Raw genomic sequence first — 17,644 nt, forward strand, 5'->3', positions numbered from 1 at the left:
TCACGCCTCCGTCACGGGGTCGGCGGCAACCGTCACGACGCGGCGACCGCTGTGGAGTCCGAGGTAGACGTCACGGACCTCGTCGTCGACGCGCAGGCTCTCCGCGGAGCCCTCCTTGGCGACCCGGCCCGTCTCCAGGACGTAGCCGTGGTGGGCGACGGAGAGGGCCATCATGGCGTTCTGCTCCACCAGCAGGATCGACGTGCCCTGCCGGTTGATGTCGACGATGACGTCGCGGATGTCCTCGACGACCTTCGGGGCCAGGCCCAGGCTGGGCTCGTCGAGCAGCAGCACCTTCGGCGCGGACATCAGCGCCCGGCCCATGGCGAGCATCTGCTGCTCGCCCCCGGACAGGTAGCCGGCCTTCTGGTCCAGCCGGTCCCGCAGCCGCGGGAACCGGTCGAGGATCGACTCGAACACCTCGTCGCCCGGTCTGCGGGAACCCCGGCGCCGGTAGCCGCCGATGCGCAGGTTCTCCTCGACGGTGAGGTCGACGAACACCTGGCGGCCCTCCAGCGCCTGGGCCAGGCCGGCGCTGACCCGCTGGGCGGCGGATGCCCGGGTTACGTCCCTGCCGAACAGCGACACCGAGCCACGGGTGACAGCGCCACGATGGATACCGAGCAGCCCGGAGACGGCCCGCATCAGCGTCGACTTGCCGGCGCCGTTGGGGCCGAGCAGGCTGACGATCTGCCCGGCGGGAACCCGCAGGCTGACGTCGTGCAACACCGTGGTGACCCCGCCGTAGCCGACGGTGACGCCGCGTACCTCCAGGGCGGGGGTGGCAGGTTCAGGCGACATGGCCGGCTCCGCTCAGTTCCGGAAGGGCTGGCTCGGGGGTCGGCGGCGGGGCTGCCGGTGGGCGTACGACGAACCGCTTGGCGCGCACCCACAGGGCGTGCAGGCCGTCGGGTTCGAAGAGCAGCACCAGGACGATCGCGAAGCCGTAGAGGAACTCCGACAGCAGCGGCACCGAGATCCCGCCGTCGGTGCTGGAGGTCTCGGCGATGAACGGCAGGAAGCCGGCCAGCGCGTGCACCACCTGGGGCATCGAGGTCACGAAGAACGCCCCGGCGACGGCGCCGAACGTCGTGCCCAGTCCTCCGATGACCACCATCGCGATGTACTCGATGGAGAGCATCAGGCCCCACTGGGTCGGCACGATGTAGGACTGGAAGGAGGCCAGCAGGGCGCCCGCGATGCCGGTGAACGTCGCCGAGACGACGAAGGCGGTGACCTTGGTGCGCCGCACCGGCACACCGGCGACCCCGGCGGCCAGGTCACGGTCGCGCACCGCCATGAACGCCCGGCCCATTCGACTGCGCTGGATGTTCAGGCTGGCCAGCAGCGCGACCCCCAGGGCCGCGAGGGCGAAGTACCACCAGGCCTGCTCACCGGTGAGGTGCAGCCCGCCGATCTCGACGCCGCGCAGCAGGTCCTCGCCGTCGAACAGGACGGCGGGCGCGGGTCGGCCGTTCACGCCCCCGGTCAGGTCACCCCAGACCTGCCAGACGTACTGGAGGATGAAGACCAGGGCCAGCGTGGCGACGGCGAGGTAGAGACCCCGGATGCGGGCCGCGACCGGGCCGAGGACGGCTCCGGCGAGGCCGGCGACCAGCCCACTGGCCGGCAGCCAGACCCAGATCGGCAGCTCCTGGTCGACGCCCAGCCAGCAGGCGGTGTAGGCGCCGATCGCCAGGAACGCGGCATGGCCGAGCGAGATCTGCCCGGCCAGGCCGGACAGCACGTGCATGCCGAGCGCCGCGATGGCGGCGATGAAGGCGTACACGCCGATCGTCTGCCAGCGGGGGCCGACCAGCAGCGGCAGCACCAGCAGCAGGGCGGTGACGGCGAGGGTGCCGACCTTCGCGGAGGTGCCGGGGCGCAGCGAGAGCTCGCGGCGGTAGCGGGCCTCCGAGGTGGGGGACGACATCTAGACTCTCTCCACTTCGCGGCTGCCGAACAGCCCGTAGGGGCGGACGACCAGGACGGCGAACATCACGATGTACGGCAGCACCTCGTGCAGCTTCCCGCCGCCGAAGTCGGCCAGGTAGCCGGCGCCGAGCACCTGGATGAGCCCCACCACCAGGCCACCGACGATGGCGCCGAGGAGCGAGTCGAACCCGCCGATCACGATCGCCGGCAGCGCGGCGAGCGCGACCATGCCCATGGCCGGGGAGACCTGCCGTGGGAACGCGCCCAGGAAGATGCCGGCCACGACGGCGAGGACCGCGGCGATCCCCCACGACAGCGCGAACATTCGGCGGACGTCGATGCCCTGGGCCAGGGCCGCCTCCTGGTGGCTGGCGGTGGCGCGCAGCGCGAGGCCGTACCGGGTGCGCTGATAGAAGTACGCCAACCCGACGAGTACGACGCCCGAGACGACGATCGTCGCGATGGCGCTGGTGGGGAGCACCACGTCGCCCCACCGGACGGTGCCGCGCCCGACCGGGTCGGCCGAACCCTGCTCGTTGACGCCCCACACCATGACGACGACCGATCGCATCATGATCGACAGACCCAGCGTGGCCAGCACGACCGTGGTCAGTGACCTGCCGACCATGCGCCGCAGCAACAGGCTCTCCACCAGCAGCGCCACCAGCACCATCCCGCCCACGGCGATCACCACGGCCAGCGCGTAGGGCACCACGCCGGCCGCGGCGATCACCAGGTAGGCGCCGCCCATGACGAACTCGCCGTGCGCGAAGTTGAACGACCGGGAGCCCTTGAACACGATCACGAAACCCAGGGCGATGAGTCCGTACACCAGTCCCAGGGCCACGCCCTGGAACAGCAGTTGCAGCAACAGGCTCATGGGGCCTCTCTCATCCGATGTGTCCGTCGGCGCGGGCTGCCCGCCCGGGAACGGGACCTACTTGCCGAGCGACCAGGTCGTGGCCGGCTGGCTGGCGGCCCAGTCGGTGATCGGCGTCAGGCCACCCGTCTTCGGGTCGATCCGGTTCACCCGGGACTCGCGGGAGACCGGGGACTGGCCGTCGCCCATGTTGAGCTTCGGCCCGACGCCCTCGAGGTCGACCTCGAGGTTCTCCATCGCGGCGACGACACCCTCGGGGGTGAGATCCTTGTTCGCGCAGGCCTTCTCCAGGGCCGCGCCGGTGACCGCGCCGGTGACCCAGCCGGTGACCATCATGTTGTCGGGGGTTTCGTCGGCGGCGTACTTCGCCAGCGCCTCCTCGAGCTTCTTCACGCCCGGGGTGTCCTCGCCGAGGGCGGCGACGCTGTTGACCACGCGGTAGCGCTCGGTGAGGCCGCCGAGCGGCTTGGCGAGCGAGGCGGCCCAGGTGCCGCCCTGCCCGATCCACGTCGGCTCGTACCCGAACTGGGCGGCCTGACCGACCAGGCCGGCGGTCTGCTTGGGCGTGGTGTTGAGGAAGACGGCCTCGGCGCCGGCGTTCCTGAGCTTGTTCACCTGTGCGGTGAAGTCCTCGTCGGTGTTGGTGTACGTGACGGAGGCGACCAGTTCGACGTTGGGCAGGCTGGCCACCGCGTACCTGGCCGCGGCGTGGAACTCCTCGCCGTAGGCGTCGGCCGGGTTGACCACGCCGAGCTTGAGCTTCGCGCCGGAGGCCGGCACGTTCTGCGCGGCCCAGACGATGCCGTTGATGTTCTCGATCTGGTACGGCGGGAGGAACAGGAAGATGTCCTCCAGCGTCATCATCGAGCCGGTCTGGGTCGCGGGCAGGGTCATGACGTTGTCCCGGGCGATGTCGGCCTTGATCGCGTTGATCGAGGCGGCGCCGAGCAACTGGGTGATGGCGACGACGTCGTCGGACACCGCGCGGTAGGCCTGAACCGTCACCTTCGGGTCGTACTTGGTGTCCTCCCGCACGGCGACGACCTTGCGTCCGCAGATGCCGCCCGCGGCGTTCACCGTGTCGAAGTAGACCTCGGCGCCGACCGCGGCGGCGTTGCCGAGCGCGGCGATCGGCCCGGAGAAGTCGTTGAGCAGCGCCACCCTGATCTCGCTGTCGGTGACCCCGTTGCCCTGCTTGACCCCGTCGGCGGCGGTCTCGCCCTTCGCCGCGCCGCTACCACAACCGGCCAGCAGCGCAACCGCTGTCAGGCCGACTAGCGCCTTCTTCACCATCGCGACAGCTCCTAGCTCCACACGCCGAGCCCCGACGGGACTCCACAGGTACGCGGGCCTCCATGAAATGCGAGCTTGACCACACTGTCAAGTGAATCGTATGCAATGTTTAACGACATCCCTCGCATATAGCCCTCTTTTCGGCGACCAGGACCCGGATTTGTATGCGGGACGGTGTGACCGGTGTGCCCGCGCGACGTCCGGCCCAGCCGGGAACCCCACCGTCAAGAGCGCGCAACGCGCCGGACATCTCGGTCCGTGACGCTGTGGGGCTGGGGGGCGCACGGCCGAGACGGGCGCGACGGCCTACCGGGCGGTGGGGTTCAGACCTCGCCCGCCACGCGGGGGCAATCGCGCCCGCTGACGCGCCGGGACAGGTCCGCCCCGGCCGCTGACACGCCCGGGCAGGTCCGCCCCCCCAACCGGACCGTAGCCGCACAGCACCGGCCCGACCTCTGGGACGGCGGCACCGGTCAGCGCGCCGCGCGTGAACGTGGCGGGGCCGTGACGGTGGCCCCTTCCGGTCAGCCCGTCAGCTTGGCCGTCAGCTCGCGGACCACGTCGACCAGCAGGTCGATGTCGCCCTCGGTGGTGCGCCAGTTGACGATCGCCGGCCGCAGCGCCACCCGCCCGTCGTAGACGGTGGTACCGGCGTAGACCCGGCCGTCCGCCAGCAGCGCGGCGCCCAGCCGCCGGTTGAGGTCGTCGAGAGCCTCCCCGGGCATACCGGGCGGGTTGGCGCGGAAGCAGACGATGTTCAGCGGCACGTCGGCGAGCCGCTCAAGCTCCGGCGCCTCGTCGACCAGCCCGGCCAGCCGCTGCGCCAGGTCGAGGTGCCGCTCGACCATCGCCCGGTGCCCGTCCCGGCCGTACGCGGCCAGGGTCGCCCAGATCGGCAGCGACCGGGCCCGGCGCGACGACTCCGGCCCGAGCAGCGCGTAGTCCGGCCCACCGGACGCTGACGGCAACGCGCTGCCCTCCCCCGGCAGGTACGCCGCGCCGGGCATGCCGAACGCCGCCGGCAACCGCGCCGGGTCCTTCAGGAACGCGAATCCGCTCTCGTAGGGCACGTTGAGCCACTTGTGGCCGTCGCCGGCGATCGAGTCCGCCCGCTCGATCCCCTCCACCAGGTGACGGGTGCGCGGGGACAGGGCGGCGAAGATGCCGAACGCGCCGTCGACGTGCAGCCACGCGCCGTGCCGCTCGGCGACGTCGGCCAACTCCGCCACCGGGTCGAAGTCACCGGCGTTCACCTCACCCGCGCTGGCGATCAGCACCGCCGGGGCGCCGATCTCGGCGAGCCGGCGCTCCAGCGCGGCGAGGTCGACCCGGCCCACACCGTCGCGGGCGAGGATCTCGACCGAGTCCCGCCCGTGCCCGAGCAGTTGCAGCGCCTTGCGGTCGCTGGCGTGCACGTACCCGCCGGAGAGCACCGGCATCCGTGGCAGCCCGGCCAGCCCCCGCACGGCCACGTCCACCCCGTGCCGTTCGGCCCACCAGTGGGTGGCGGCGGCGAGCCCGGTGACGTTGGCGAAGGTGGCGCTGGCGACCAGCGCACCGCCGAACCGTTCCGGCAGGCCGAACAGCTCCCGCAGCCAGGTCAGCGCGATCGTCTCCGTCTCGGCGGCGAACGGGGACGAGGCGCGGAACGCGGCGTTCTGGTCCAGCAGCGCGGCGGTCCAGTCGCCGGCCAGCGCCGCCGGGGTCACCCCGCCGATGATGAAGTGGAAGAACCTCGGCCCGGCCGAGTGCGTGGCGGCATCCGTACCGACCCGCAGCAGCCGGCGCACCGCTGCGGCAGCGCCCTCGCCCCGCTCCGGCAGCCCCCCGTCGCCGGCCGGCCGCCACAGCTCGCGCAGCAGCGGCTCGGCGCCCGCGTCGTGCACCAACCGGTCCGTCAGGGACGACAGGTAGGGGGCGGCGGCTTCGTACACCTGGCGCAGCACGGCGTCGGCGTCGGCGTCGCGCAGGGGGTCGGTCACGATGGTGGCCTCCTCACCGGTCGTCGCCCCGGGCTGGTCGGCCGCCGGCGCGACCACGCACCCCGGGTGGGCCCCACCCTGCCATCCGGGGGCCGGGGGCCGGGGGCCGCGCCGGCCAATTCCGGTGCGGTGGCCCCGGCCCAGCCCCAACGCTGACTCCCGGCTCAGCCGGATCCTGCTGAGGGGCGAGCGGCCATCCTCGGCCTCGCGGCGGGTCTCGTCGCGCTCGTCGCCGGCGAGGTGCCCGCGCGACGCTCAGACGGCGACCGCCGCCGAGACCTTCCACTCGTCGTCGACCTCGACCAGGGTCAGCACCACCCGGTTCTGGTCCACCTTCTCCCCGGCGGTGTTGACGTTGCGCCGGTATTGGTTCAGGTAGACCAGCAGCTCTACCCGGTGCGCGCTGGCGGTCACCACCCCCGTCGAGGAGACCTCCGCCAGCACCACCGCCTGCTGCTGCACGGCTGTCTGCTTCAGCGCGGCCGTGGTCTGCGCGTACTCGTCGGCGAAGGGACCGGTGACGAAGGTCCGCCCGTTCGCCACGCTGTCGTCGAAGGTGCGGTGGTCGTAGGAGAAGATGGCCTTGGCCGCCGCCGGAGCGGTGGCCAGCGCCTGCCGGACCGCGGCGTCGGTCCGCGCGGCGCCGCGTTCGCCGTGCCAGGCGAGGCCGGCGAGGCCCGCCGCCAGCAGGATCGCCACGACCAGCGCCGGAACGGGCCGGGGACGGCGCGGGCGCGCGAGACGGGGCCGCCACCGAAGACGGTCGAGGGTACGCATGGGTCCTCCTTCTGTCGGCTCGGGCCGGGGTCAACCGACGAACTGCAGTCGGGACACGAGCCACGCGCCCGAGTCCTCGTCCCGCACCATGTCCATCTGGATCCGGTAGTGCGAGGGCCGCCCCTCGGGTGCCTTCACGTTCTTCACCGTGGCGTCCACCGCCACCAGGACGACGGCCCGGCGCCGGTCCCCGGAGACGAGCCCGGCCCGCAGCGCGGACCCGTGCGATTCGACCTTGTTCTCCACGACGGCGGCGCGCACCTGTGACTGGCCACGGGTGAACTCCTCCTTGAAGTCGCCGGTCGCCCCGGCGGAGATCCGTTGCAGGTCCCGGTCGACGCTGGCGGCGCTGACCGACACGAAGTCGACGCTGGCCTGCTTGGCCGCGGCTACCGCCCCCTGCCGGGCTTTCTCCAGCTCCTGGTGGCCGTACCAGCGATGGGCGTGGACGCCGGCCAGGGCGAGCGTGCCGGCGAGCAGCGCCACGAGCAGACCGGTCAGGGCTCGGCGGGCCGGCGGCGCGGCCGAGCCGCCCTGGTCCCCGTGCCGGTCGGCCGTTCGTTTCCGTCCGGTGGCGGGGCGTTCGCCCGCCGGGTCCTCTCCGGCGGTGGGGGCGTCGTCGGCGGTGGGGTCGTCGCCGCTCGCCCCGGCAGCGTCGTCGGGATCCGGCAGGTCCTCCACCTGCGCCGGATCGCCGACCACCGTCAGGTCACCGGTCGCCATCGGGTCCTCGACCGGCTCCTGGTCGAGCCGCCCCAGCACCTCCTCGATCGGCGTCGGTACGGCCCGGACGACGAGCCGGCGCTGGGCGGGCCGGTCGGGGGCGCCCGACCTGGCACCCTTGATCACTCTCAGGGTGCGGTCCCTACGTGTCTGCACGGTCACCTTCCTCCGTCCGCCGGTCACCGGGTCACCCCGGCGAGCAGCAACTGCTTCCACGACTGGTCTCCCGCCGTCCGGTACTGGCCGCCGGTGCCGCCGAACTGCAGCGGCCGGCCGTCGACGCCGAGCACCAGCCCGGTCGCCGGGTCGTAGCCGGCGGAGTGGGGGGCGGGCGCCGGGGTGGGATCGGCGCCGGAGGGCCGCGGCGCGTTGGCGGACCCACGGACTCCCGCGCCGGCTGCCCGGTCCTGCGGGCTGCACTGCCGTCCGCCGCCGCGGTACACGCAGGACGGCGGGTCGTTGACGTTGACGGCCAGGCCGAGGTGGGCGGTGCCGTCGCCGGGTGTGACCGTGAAGCCGCCCGCGACGGCGATCGGATAGACCACCAGCAGCTGCTCGATACCGGCGAGCCGCCGGACGGCGATGCCGTTGACGGTGACGAGATTGCCGAGCAGGGTGCCCACGGCGGGTTCCAGCCCGCGCAGCAGCGCCTCCAGTTCCTCGCCGGCGGGCGGCCCGTCGGCGAGGAGGCGGCGCAGGTCGGGGTCGGCGGAGCGGACGGCGGCGGCGAGCTGGGCGAGCCCGGCCGCCCACCGCCGCAGCGCCTCGGCCGACTGGGCCTGCGTGGCGAGGACCGTGCGGCCGTCCTCGATCAGCCGCAGTGTCTGGGGCAGGGCGGCCGTGGCGTCGTCGAGCAGCGCGTCGCCGGCGTCGAGGATGCGCGCCAGCGCGCGCTCGTTGCCCTCGAAGGCGGCGCCCAGTTCGGTGATCAGGACGGTCAGGTCCTCAGGTCCGACCGACCGGACGAGGGCGTCCAGGTTGGTCAGCAGCACCTCGGGTGCCAGCGGGACTCCGGTGCGGTGGGCGGGGATCACCGAGCCGTCGCGCAGGTACGGTCCGGCGTCGCGGTCCGGGCGCAGGTCGACGTACTGCTCACCGACGGCGGAGCGTTGGGCGACGACGGCCCGCAGGTCCTCGGGCACCCGCACGCCCCGCTCGATGCGGAGGTCCGCCCGGACGCCGGCGCCGTGCAGGGCGACCGCGGTGACCCGGCCGACGGGCACCCCACGGTAGGTGACCGGGGCGTTGGGGAAGATGCCACCGGCGCGGGCGAGGTCAAGGTGGACGACGTATCCGCTGCCGAGCAGTCGGTCGCCGAGACCGACGTAGCGCACGCCGACGTAGGCGACGCCGAGCAGGCTGACCACCACGAACGCGAGGACCTTGAGTGTCGTGCCACGTCCGATCACGGCAGCAGTCCCCCTCCGAGCACGTCCGGCAGGTCACCGATCTGGCCGGTGATCGCTCCGGTCACCGGCAGCACGCACTGCGCGGTCAGGACCGTGCCGGCGGGCAGTTCGGTCCCGGCGGGGAAGGCGGTGCCGGGCGGCACCAGTCCCTTCGGCAGGATCAGCCCGCCGACAGGCACCCGCGAGCCGGGCCTGAGCAGGACGCAGCCCTCCGGCAGCAGGCAGTCCTTCGGCGGCGTCCAGGTCGCCGGGAAGTTCTCCGGGTCGGGCAGGCACCCGGTCAGCGGGAGTTCGGGCAGCGGACTCGCGCCCGGCCGCGCCCCGGGCTTCGCCGGTCCCCCGTTGGCGGGTGGCCGCGGCACGGCCGGGCCGGTCGGCGGGACCGCCGGTCGGTTCGCCGCGGGTGCGGCGGCGACCAGGTTGGCCAGGATGCTGGCCGCGTCCAGGTCGGCGGTGACGGAGAGGTTGACGAAGTCCCCGACGATCGCGCCGGTGACGTTGGGCGGGAACGGGTAGGACAGCATGAAGTCCAGGGACTTCGGCAGGTCGTCGCCGGCGCGGACCAACTGCTCCAGGATCGGTTGCAGCGCCCGTACGCTGGCGAGCGTGTCGTCGCGGCTGCGGTCGACGACGCGGGTGCCGACCCGCCCGAGTTCACCGAGGGCGGTCAGCGCCTTGGTCAGCTGGGCGCGTTGCCGGTTGAGGACGGTCAGGCCGGGGGCGAGCGAGTCGACGGCGTCGCCGACCACCTGCCGCTGCCGGGCCAGCCGTCCGGCCAGCCGGTCGAGCGCCTCGACCGCCCGGACGATGTCGGTCTTCTGCCGCTCCAGCCCGCCGATGAAGGTGTCGAGCTGGCGCAGCGAGTCGCGGACGGCCGGTTCGCGGCCGTCGAGGGCCTTCACCAGTTCCTGGTTGATGGTGCGCAGCTGGGCCAGTCCGCCGCCGTTGAGCAGCAGCCCTAGGGCGGCCAGCACCTCTTCCACCTCGGCGCCGCGCGCGGTGCGGACCAGCGGGATGACGTCGCCGTCGGCGAGCCGGCCGCGGGCCGGTTCGGTGGAGGGCGTCGCGACGGTCACGTACTTCTCGCCCAGCAGGCTGCTCTGCCGAACGGCGGCGGTGGCGTTGGCGGGCAGCCTGACCTCGCGGTCGATGCGGAGGGTGACCTGGGCGGTCCACCCGGCCAGCGAGATCCTCTCGACGCTGCCGACGGTCACGTCGTCGACCTTGACGGCGGCCTGCGGCACCAGGTCCAGCACGTCGGTGAACTCGGCCGTCACCCGGTAGCCGGTCCCGTCGGGGGCCCCGCCGGGCAGCGGCAGGTCGGTGACCTCGGGAAGGCCGCATCCGGCGGGCAGCAGCACCGCGACGACAGCGGCGGCCAGGGCGCGGCGCAGCCGGGCGCTCACGCTGGCCCCCGCAGGATCCCGCCGAGGGTCAGGTCGGGGGCGAGGTCGGGGCCGCCCGGCGCCGGGTGGATGACCGGCGCGCCGGGTGCCGGGGAGGGCGGGCTACCCGGTGGGACCTGGCCGGTCACCGGGGCGCCGGGCGGCAGCTTGAGCAGTTTGCGCAGCTGGTCGGTCATCGGCAGCTTGCGCGCGTGCAGGGCCTGGGCGAGGGCGTGGCACTTCGCGGGCACCTTCGCCGCCGGCAACTGGTCCACCAGGAGCGAGCAGACGAAGCCGGCGGGGTCGTACGGGCCGGTCGCGTTGTTGCGGGTGTCGAGCGTGCCCGAGCGGGGGTTGTACGCGAGCGCGAGGTTGTTCAGCGCGAGCGGTGCGACGTCGAGGATCTGGATGACCGCCTGCTGCTGCCGCACGAGCACGCGGGTGATGTCGGCCAGCGCGGCGACGTCTGCGGTGAGCACGGTGCGGTTCTGCCGGACGAACGTGGTGACGTCGGCCAGGGCGACGGCGAGGTTGCGCAGGGCGGCGGTGAGTTCGTCGCGGTCCCCGGCGAGCTGTTGCGCCACGTCGGCCAGTTGCTGGTTGAAGGCGCGCACCTGCTGGTCGCTGCGGGCCAGGGTGGTGGTGAACCGTTGCAGGTTGACCACCGAGCCGAACAGGTCCTGCCGCCCGCCGGCGAGTGTCGACAGGGCGCGCGACAGCCCGGTGAGGGTCTCGTTCAGGCGGGCGCCGTTGCCTTCGAGGTTGGCGCGGCCGGTGGCGACCAGGCCGGACAGTGCGCCGTCGGCGTTCGCCCCCTGCGGTCCGAGGGCCCGGTTGAACTCGTCCAGCGCCTGGTAGATGTCGTCGATCTCCATGGGCGCGGCGGTGCGTGCCAGCGGGATCTCCGCGCCGTCGGCGATGGCGGGCCCGCCGGTGTAGGCGGGGGTGAGCTGCACGTAGCGGTCGCTGACGACGCTGGGCGGGACGATCACCGCCTGCGCGTCGGCGGGGACGTCCACCTCCGGGTCGTACGCCATCGTCACGCGTACCGTGCGGCCCTGCGGGGTCACCGAGACCACCTCGCCCACCCGTACGCCGAGCACCCGCACGTCGGAGCCCGGGTACACACCGACGGCGCGGGTGAAGTGGGCGACCAGCCGGCGCTGCGGCGGGTCGGACCGCACGGTCACCACGGCGGCGGCGACGGCGGTCAGCAGGACGGTCGCGGCGGCGATCGGACGTCGCCACCGCCGTACGGGTCCCGGCATCATCGGTCTCCCGTCGCGGGTTGGTAGGGCTGCACCAGCCCGTGCACGTAGGAGTCGAACCACCGGCCGTTGCCGACCACGTTGGCGAACGCGGTGACGAACGGGCCCATCCGTTCGATGGTCAGCTCCAGGTCGTCGCGGTTGCGCTGCAGGATGGCGACCGCCTTGCGCAGCTGGTTCAGCGCGGGGTTGAGCTTCGCGCGGTTGTCTGCGACGAGACCGGACAGCTGGGTGGCGAGCTGGTCGGTGCCGACGAGCAGCTTGTGGATGGCGTCGCGGCGGCGCTTCACCTCGGCCAGCAACGCCCCGCCGTCGGTGACCAGCTTGCGGAACTCCTCGTCGCGGGCGGCGAGCACGCCGGTGACCTGCCGCGCCCGGGTCAGCAGCGACCGGAGTTCGGCGTCGCGCTCGGCGACGGTCCGGGAGAGCCGGGACAGTCCGACCAGGGAGGAGCTGACGCTGGCGGGGGTGTCGGCGAACGTCTCGGACAGGGTGGCGAAGGCGGCGGCGAGCTGGTCGGTGTCGACCTTGTCGAGGGTGTCGGCGAGCCCGGTGACCGCCTGCACGACGTCGAACGGCGCGGCGGTGCGGTCCAGGGGAATCTGCCCGCCCTCGGGCAGCCGGCCCGCCCCGGCGGGTGACAGCGCCAGATACTTCTGTCCGAGGACCGTGTTGATCCGGATCGTCGCGCCAGTGCGGTCACCGATGCGTACGCCGTCGTCGTCGACCCGGAACCGGACCCGCACGTACGGCCGGCTGTCGCGGGCGAGTTCCACGGCGGTCACCTTGCCCACCCGTACGCCGGCTACCCGCACCTCGTTGCTGACGGAGAGGCCGCTGGCGTCGGAGAAGGCCGCCTGGTAGGCGCGGCCGGTCAGCGCGGCCAGCCGGTCGAGTTGGAAGGCGCCGAGCAACGTCGCGGCGATCAGGGTCAGCCCGACGGTGCCGGCGATCATCGGGTTGCGTTCGTGGAAGGGTTTCATCGGGTGCCTCCGGTGGCGCACCGGGCGGCCGGCGCGCTGAACGTGACGGGGTCCAGCGTCTGGCCCGCGGCCACCACCCGGCCGTCGAAGTCGCAGAGGTAGAAGTTGAACCAGGACCCGTACGACGCGACGCGGGTCAGGGACTCGTAGCGCTCGGGGAGCCGGCCGAGGGTGCTGTCGATGACGGCCGAGTTGCGGTTGAGGGTGCCGGCGAGCTGGTCGAGGGCGCGGACGTCCGCGGCGAGCGGCGGCCGCACCTCCCGCAGCAGTGAGGACGTCGCGCCGGTGAGGTCGCCGAGGTTGACCAGCGCCTCGCCGATGGCGGTACGGTCGGTTGCCAGCCCGGAGACGAATTGCTGCAGCTGCCGGATCGCGCGGTCGAGGTCGCGGTCCCGGGTGGCGAGGGTCGCCAGGACGGTGTTGAGGTTGGTGATGACCCGGCCGATGACGGCGTCGCGGTCGGCGAGGGTGTTGGTGAGCGAGGCGGTGCGCCGCAGCAGGCTGGCCACGGTGCCGCCCTCGCCCTGGAGCACCTGGATGATCTCGTACGCGAGCTTGTTGACGTCCTCGGGGTTGAGCGCGGTGAACAGCGGCCGGAAGCCGTTGAACAGCACCGTCAGGTCCAGCGCCGGGGTGGTCTGGTCGACGGGGATGAGGCCGTCCGGCCGCAGCGGGCGGCGGTCCCCCGGCCCCTCGGTGAGCGCCAGGTAGCGCTGGCCGACCAGGTTGCGGTACCGGATCTTGGCCCGGACGCTGGTGGCCAGCGGCACCTCGTCGCGGACGGTGAAGGACACCTCGGCGACCGTGTCGTCGACGACCCGGATGTCGCCGACCCGGCCGACGCGGACCCCGGCGATGCGCACGTCGTCGCCGGGCAGCAGGCCGGTGGCGTCGGTGAAGCGGGCGCGGTAGGTGACGCCGCCGGCCGGGAACGCGCCGAGGGTCTGCGCGAGCAGGCCGGTCAGCAGCAGCGTCACGGCGGCGAAGACGGCCAGCTTGACCAGCGGCAGGGTCGTCTTCCCGGTCATCGTGCGTTCACCACCGCTCCGCGCAGCAGCGGCCCCCACAGCAGGACCGCGATGTCGGGGACCTCGGCGGGCGGGGTGCCGGTGACGGCGCCGACGAGGGGCTTGACGAGGGCGCGTTCCTCGCCGGTGGCGGCCCGCCCCATGGCGGCGGAAGCCTCGGGGGCCGAGGCCGGCGGTTGGGCCGGCACGCCGACGGGCAGCGGTAGGGGGTTCCGGGCGCCGGAGTAGTCGTACCCGTCGTCGACCGGCACCTCCGGCGCCGGCGTGGAGGGCCGGGGCAGCCCGTGGCAGTGCGGGCCGTCGTCGGCGCCGTAGACCGGCTCGTCGCGGCCGCGCTCGTACTTGCCGCCGTCGCGGGTGACCTCGAGGGTGATGTGCATCCGCCCGCCGGCGAAGACCTCCTCGACGCGGGGTTGCAGGGCGACCAGGCCGCTCATCAGGCACGGGTACCCGGGGGCGTAGGTGGCGAGCAGTTCGAGCACCGGCCGGCTGACCGCGCCGAGCCGGATGAGCTGGTCGCCGTGCCGGTCGAGGAAGCCTCGGGTGACGTCGGCGGTGTCCGTGGTCTGGGCCAGGAACGCGGCCAGCTGGGTGCGCTGGTCGGTGACGGTGCGGGCGGTGACCGTCACGTCCCGCAGCAGCGCCAGCAGGTCCGGCAGTGCCGCGTCGTAGCTGTCCACCACGACGGCGAGGGCGCGGACGTCCTCCGCGATGGCTGGCATCGCCGGGTTGAGCTGCCGCAAGTAGGCGTCCAGTCGGGTCAGGTTCGCCCCGAGTTGCTCGCCCCGCCCCTCCAGCGCGGTGGCCAGGGCCCCGAGGGTGGCCGCCAACTGGTCGGGGCGGATCGACTGGAGCAGAGGCAGCGCCTCGTCGAAGACCCGTTCCAGCTCCAACGCCGTGTGGCTACGGTCCTGGCCGATGACCGCGCCGTCGCGGATCGGCCCGGCGCTGCTCGCCGCTGGCGGGACGAGTTCGACGTAGCGTTCGCCGAAGAGCGTCTTGGGCAGCAGGCGCGCGCTGACGTCGGCGGGGATCCGGGCGGTCCGGGCTGGGTCCAGCGCGAGCCGGATGGTCGCGCCGTCCCCGTCGCTGCGCACCGAGCGCACGTCGCCGACGAGCACCCCGCGTACCTTCACGTCGGCGCCGTCGCCGAGCTGCAACCCGGCGCGGTCGGCGTGCAGGGTGACCCAGGCGGTCGGGGTGAAGGCCCGGTGGTAGTGGAGGACGGAGGCGGTCAGCGCCGCGGCCAGCACGGCGACGAAGACGATGCCGAGGATGCGATGTCTCATGCTCACCCCGCGATCCGGACGGTGGTCGTGGCGCCCCAGATGGCCAGCGACAGGAAGAAGTCGACGATGTTGACGGCGACGATGGCCAGCCGGACGGCCCGGCCGACCGCGATGCCGACGCCGGCCGGTCCGCCGCTGGCGGTGTAGCCGTAGTAGCAGTGCACCAGCACCACGATCACGCTGAAGACCAGCACCTTCCCGAAGGACCAGAGGACGTCCTCGGGCGGCAGGAACAGGTGGAAGTAGTAGTCGTAGGTGCCGGCCGACTGTCCGAAGTAGTAGACGGCGATGGTGCGGGTGGCCAGGTAGCTGGAGAGCAGACCCACCACGTACAGCGGAACGACCGCGATGAACCCGGCGATCATCCGGGTGGTGACCAGGAACGGCAGCGACGGCACGGCCATCACCTCCAGGGCGTCCACCTCCTCGGAGATGCGCATCGCACCGAGCTGGGCGGTGAACCCGCATCCCACGGTGGCGGACAGCGCCAGCGCCGCCACCAGCGGCGAGATCTCGCGGGTGTTGAAGTACGCGGAGATGAAGCCGGTGAACGCGCTGCTGCCGATCTGGTTGAGCGCCTGGTAGCCCTGCAGGCCGACCTCGGTGCCGGTGAAGAAGGTCAGGAAGCAGATGACGCCGACGGTGCCACCGAGCACGGCGAGAGCGCCGGTGCCGAAGCTGACCTCGGCCAGCAGCCGCACCACCTCGCGCTTGTAGCGCCGGACGGCGCGCGGCGCCCAGGCCACGGCCCGCGCGTAGAAGGCGAGCTGTCCGCCCAGGTCGTCGAGATGTCGCAGCACCGGCACGTCACGTCCCCTTCTGCGGTACGACCTGGAAGTAGACGGCCGTGACGACGAAGTTCAGCGCGAACAGCAGCATGAACGTGATGACGACGCTCTGGTTGACGGCGTCGCCGACCCCCTTCGGGCCGCCCTTGGCGGTCATCCCCTTGTACGCGGCGACCAGCGCGGCGGCGGCGCCGAACAGCAGCGCCTTCACCTCGCCCACCAGCAGGTCGGGTAGTTGGCCCAGGGCCTGGAAGCTGGCCAGGTAGGCGCCGGGGGTGCCGCCCTGCATGACCACGTTGAACAGGTAGCCGCCGCTCACGCCGACGACGCTGACCAGCCCGTTGAGCAGGACGGCGACCAGCATCGAGGCGAGCACCCGGGGCACCACCAGCCGCTGGATCGGATCGATGCCGAGCACCTGCATCGCGTCCAGCTCCTCGCGGATCTTGCGGGAGCCCAGGTCGGCGCAGATCGCCGAGCCGCCGGCGCCGGCGATGATCAGCGCGGTCACGATCGGCCCGGCCTCGCGGACGACGGCGAGCACCGACGCGGCCCCGGTGAACGACTGCGCGCCGAGCTGGCGGACGAGCGAGCCGAGCTGCAGGGCGATGACGGCGCCGAACGGGATCGAGACGAGCGCCGCCGGCAGGATCGACACGGAACTGATGAACCACGCCTGCTGGACGAACTCCCGGACCTGCACCGGCCGCCGACCGAGGCTGCGCAGGGTGTCCAGGCAGAACGCGAAGAAGTGGCCGGACTCGCGTACGACGGTCCTCATCGCGGCACCTGCTGGTCATCCCCGTGCCCGCCCGTCCGCACCGGAGGCCCGGCCGGGGTGGCCTCGCCGACGCGCGGGTCCTCGAAGGACCCGGGCGGCGGGGTGACGCCGTGTTCCCGGCACCACTGGCCGGGTGGCCGTTCCGCGCGGCGCGGCCGGCCGTCGGAGGGCTGCAGCTGGGCGGGAATCGGTGGCAGCGGCGGTAGTTCGGCGCCGGACAGGGCCTCCGCCTGGAGTTCCTCGGCGTCCTTCTCCTCGGCCATCCCGATCGGGCCGATCCGTTGGGCGTTGAGGAACTGCCGCACCACCGGTTCGGTGCTGGACAGCAGCATCTCCCGGGGCCCGAACATGGCCAGGTGCCCGTGGTAGATCAGGCCGATGTTGTCCGGCACGGTGCGGGCGGTGTTGATGTCGTGCGTGACGATCAGGAACGTCGCCTCGGTGCGCTGGTTGAGGTCGATGATGAGCTGGTTGAGGTAGGCGGTGCGGACCGGGTCGAGCCCGGAGTCCGGCTCATCGAACAGGACGATCTGCGGGTCGAGGACGAGCGCCCGGGCCAGCCCGGCCCGCTTGCGCATCCCGCCCGATATCTCACCGGGCAGTTTCTTCTCCGCGCCGACGAGACCGACCATGTCGAGCTTCTCGTCGACCACCGCCCGGATCTCGGACTCGGACTTGCGGGTGTGCTCGCGCAACGGAAACGCCACGTTGTCGTAGATGTTCATCGAGCCGAACAGCGCGCCGTCCTGGAACAGCACCCCGAACAGCTTGCGCACCTCGTACAGGTCCCGCTCGGAGAGCCGAGGAAGGTTCCGGCCCTCGATCCAGACGTCCCCGCGGTCCGGCCGCAGCAGCCCCACGAGAGTCTTGAGGAACACCGACTTGCCGGTGCCGGACGGGCCGAGCAGCACCGAGATCTCCCCGGCCGGCAGGGTCAGGCTGAGGTCGGACCAGACCGGCTGGCCGCCGAAGGACTTCGTCAGCCCCTGCACGGTCACCTCGACGCCCACGCTTGCCTCCCCTGACTCCCTACTGGACATCGACGCGACCGACCCGACCGCAACAACTACTTTCCGGAGGTTCGTGGACACGGAACGTGCGCTAGGCAAACCGGGCCGGGCTC

At 72.8% G+C, this 17,644-nt stretch carries 16 protein-coding genes; all 16 read right to left on the reverse strand.

What is annotated here, in order from left to right:
* Complete coding sequence (locus ABZ793_RS23210) at positions 1–801, reverse strand: ABC transporter ATP-binding protein (protein WP_357460659.1); 801 nt, start codon at positions 799–801, stop codon at positions 1–3.
* Entirely contained in the window at positions 791–1,933 is a 1,143-nt protein-coding gene (locus ABZ793_RS23215; protein WP_357460662.1) for a branched-chain amino acid ABC transporter permease, read from the reverse strand. Before ABZ793_RS23215 ends, ABZ793_RS23210 begins: the two co-directional genes overlap by 11 nt.
* Complete coding sequence (locus ABZ793_RS23220) at positions 1,934–2,815, reverse strand: branched-chain amino acid ABC transporter permease (protein ID WP_357460664.1); 882 nt, start codon at positions 2,813–2,815, stop codon at positions 1,934–1,936.
* A gap of 57 nt (positions 2,816–2,872) precedes the next feature.
* A complete protein-coding gene (locus ABZ793_RS23225; RefSeq protein ID WP_357460667.1) occupies positions 2,873–4,105 on the reverse strand; it encodes an ABC transporter substrate-binding protein in 1,233 nt (410 codons plus the stop codon).
* Between the two features lie 527 nt (positions 4,106–4,632).
* A complete protein-coding gene (locus ABZ793_RS23230; RefSeq protein WP_357460671.1) occupies positions 4,633–6,147 on the reverse strand; it encodes a pyridoxal-dependent decarboxylase in 1,515 nt (504 codons plus the stop codon).
* Between the two features lie 198 nt (positions 6,148–6,345).
* Positions 6,346–6,867, reverse strand: coding sequence for a hypothetical protein (locus tag ABZ793_RS23235; RefSeq protein WP_357460674.1), 522 nt, complete (start codon positions 6,865–6,867; stop codon positions 6,346–6,348).
* Between the two features lie 30 nt (positions 6,868–6,897).
* Entirely contained in the window at positions 6,898–7,746 is an 849-nt protein-coding gene (locus ABZ793_RS23240; protein ID WP_357460677.1) for a hypothetical protein, read from the reverse strand.
* Positions 7,747–7,769: 23 nt separating this feature from the next.
* On the reverse strand, positions 7,770–8,999 hold the full coding sequence (locus ABZ793_RS23245; protein ID WP_357460680.1) for an MCE family protein: 1,230 nt from the start codon (positions 8,997–8,999) through the stop codon (positions 7,770–7,772).
* Positions 8,996–10,405 carry an MCE family protein gene (locus ABZ793_RS23250; RefSeq protein WP_357460683.1) on the reverse strand — a complete coding sequence of 470 codons (1,410 nt, stop codon included), beginning with the start codon at positions 10,403–10,405 and terminating at the stop codon, positions 8,996–8,998. The genes ABZ793_RS23245 and ABZ793_RS23250 overlap by 4 nt, the downstream gene beginning before the upstream one ends.
* Positions 10,402–11,652: an MCE family protein gene (locus ABZ793_RS23255; protein ID WP_357460686.1), complete on the reverse strand. Its 1,251-nt coding sequence runs from the start codon at positions 11,650–11,652 to the stop codon at positions 10,402–10,404. Before ABZ793_RS23255 ends, ABZ793_RS23250 begins: the two co-directional genes overlap by 4 nt.
* Positions 11,652–12,635: an MCE family protein gene (locus tag ABZ793_RS23260; protein WP_357460690.1), complete on the reverse strand. Its 984-nt coding sequence runs from the start codon at positions 12,633–12,635 to the stop codon at positions 11,652–11,654. Before ABZ793_RS23260 ends, ABZ793_RS23255 begins: the two co-directional genes overlap by 1 nt.
* On the reverse strand, positions 12,632–13,663 hold the full coding sequence (locus tag ABZ793_RS23265; RefSeq protein WP_357460693.1) for an MCE family protein: 1,032 nt from the start codon (positions 13,661–13,663) through the stop codon (positions 12,632–12,634). The genes ABZ793_RS23260 and ABZ793_RS23265 overlap by 4 nt, the downstream gene beginning before the upstream one ends.
* The gene (locus ABZ793_RS23270) at positions 13,660–14,952 is read right to left on the reverse strand and encodes an MCE family protein (RefSeq protein WP_357460696.1); all 1,293 of its coding nucleotides are present in this window, start codon (positions 14,950–14,952) and stop codon (positions 13,660–13,662) included. Before ABZ793_RS23270 ends, ABZ793_RS23265 begins: the two co-directional genes overlap by 4 nt.
* 2 nt (positions 14,953–14,954) lie before the next feature.
* Positions 14,955–15,758 (reverse strand): ABC transporter permease, encoded by an 804-nt coding sequence (locus tag ABZ793_RS23275; RefSeq protein ID WP_357460699.1) that lies wholly within the window; start codon positions 15,756–15,758, stop codon positions 14,955–14,957.
* 1 nt (position 15,759) lies between these two features.
* Complete coding sequence (locus ABZ793_RS23280; RefSeq protein WP_357460701.1) at positions 15,760–16,521, reverse strand: ABC transporter permease; 762 nt, start codon at positions 16,519–16,521, stop codon at positions 15,760–15,762.
* Entirely contained in the window at positions 16,518–17,531 is a 1,014-nt protein-coding gene (locus ABZ793_RS23285) for an ABC transporter ATP-binding protein (RefSeq protein WP_357460704.1), read from the reverse strand. Before ABZ793_RS23285 ends, ABZ793_RS23280 begins: the two co-directional genes overlap by 4 nt.
* Positions 17,532–17,644 lie beyond the last annotated feature (113 nt).

The organism is Micromonospora sp. NPDC047465 (genome assembly GCF_040643125.1).
Taxonomy (GTDB): Bacteria; Actinomycetota; Actinomycetes; order Mycobacteriales; family Micromonosporaceae; genus Micromonospora.

What these genes read in the sequence shown, in the direction of transcription:
- ABZ793_RS23210 (WP_357460659.1), bottom strand. Translation starts at nt 801, where the DNA reads ATGTCGCCTGAACCTGCCACCCCCGCCCTGGAGGTACGCGGCGTCACC.
- ABZ793_RS23215 (WP_357460662.1), bottom strand. Translation starts at nt 1,933, where the DNA reads ATGTCGTCCCCCACCTCGGAGGCCCGCTACCGCCGCGAGCTCTCGCTG.
- ABZ793_RS23220 (WP_357460664.1), bottom strand. Translation starts at nt 2,815, where the DNA reads ATGAGCCTGTTGCTGCAACTGCTGTTCCAGGGCGTGGCCCTGGGACTG.
- ABZ793_RS23235 (WP_357460674.1), bottom strand. Translation starts at nt 6,867, where the DNA reads ATGCGTACCCTCGACCGTCTTCGGTGGCGGCCCCGTCTCGCGCGCCCG.
- ABZ793_RS23255 (WP_357460686.1), bottom strand. Translation starts at nt 11,652, where the DNA reads ATGCCGGGACCCGTACGGCGGTGGCGACGTCCGATCGCCGCCGCGACC.
- ABZ793_RS23260 (WP_357460690.1), bottom strand. Translation starts at nt 12,635, where the DNA reads ATGAAACCCTTCCACGAACGCAACCCGATGATCGCCGGCACCGTCGGG.
- ABZ793_RS23265 (WP_357460693.1), bottom strand. Translation starts at nt 13,663, where the DNA reads ATGACCGGGAAGACGACCCTGCCGCTGGTCAAGCTGGCCGTCTTCGCC.
- ABZ793_RS23270 (WP_357460696.1), bottom strand. Translation starts at nt 14,952, where the DNA reads ATGAGACATCGCATCCTCGGCATCGTCTTCGTCGCCGTGCTGGCCGCG.
- ABZ793_RS23280 (WP_357460701.1), bottom strand. Translation starts at nt 16,521, where the DNA reads ATGAGGACCGTCGTACGCGAGTCCGGCCACTTCTTCGCGTTCTGCCTG.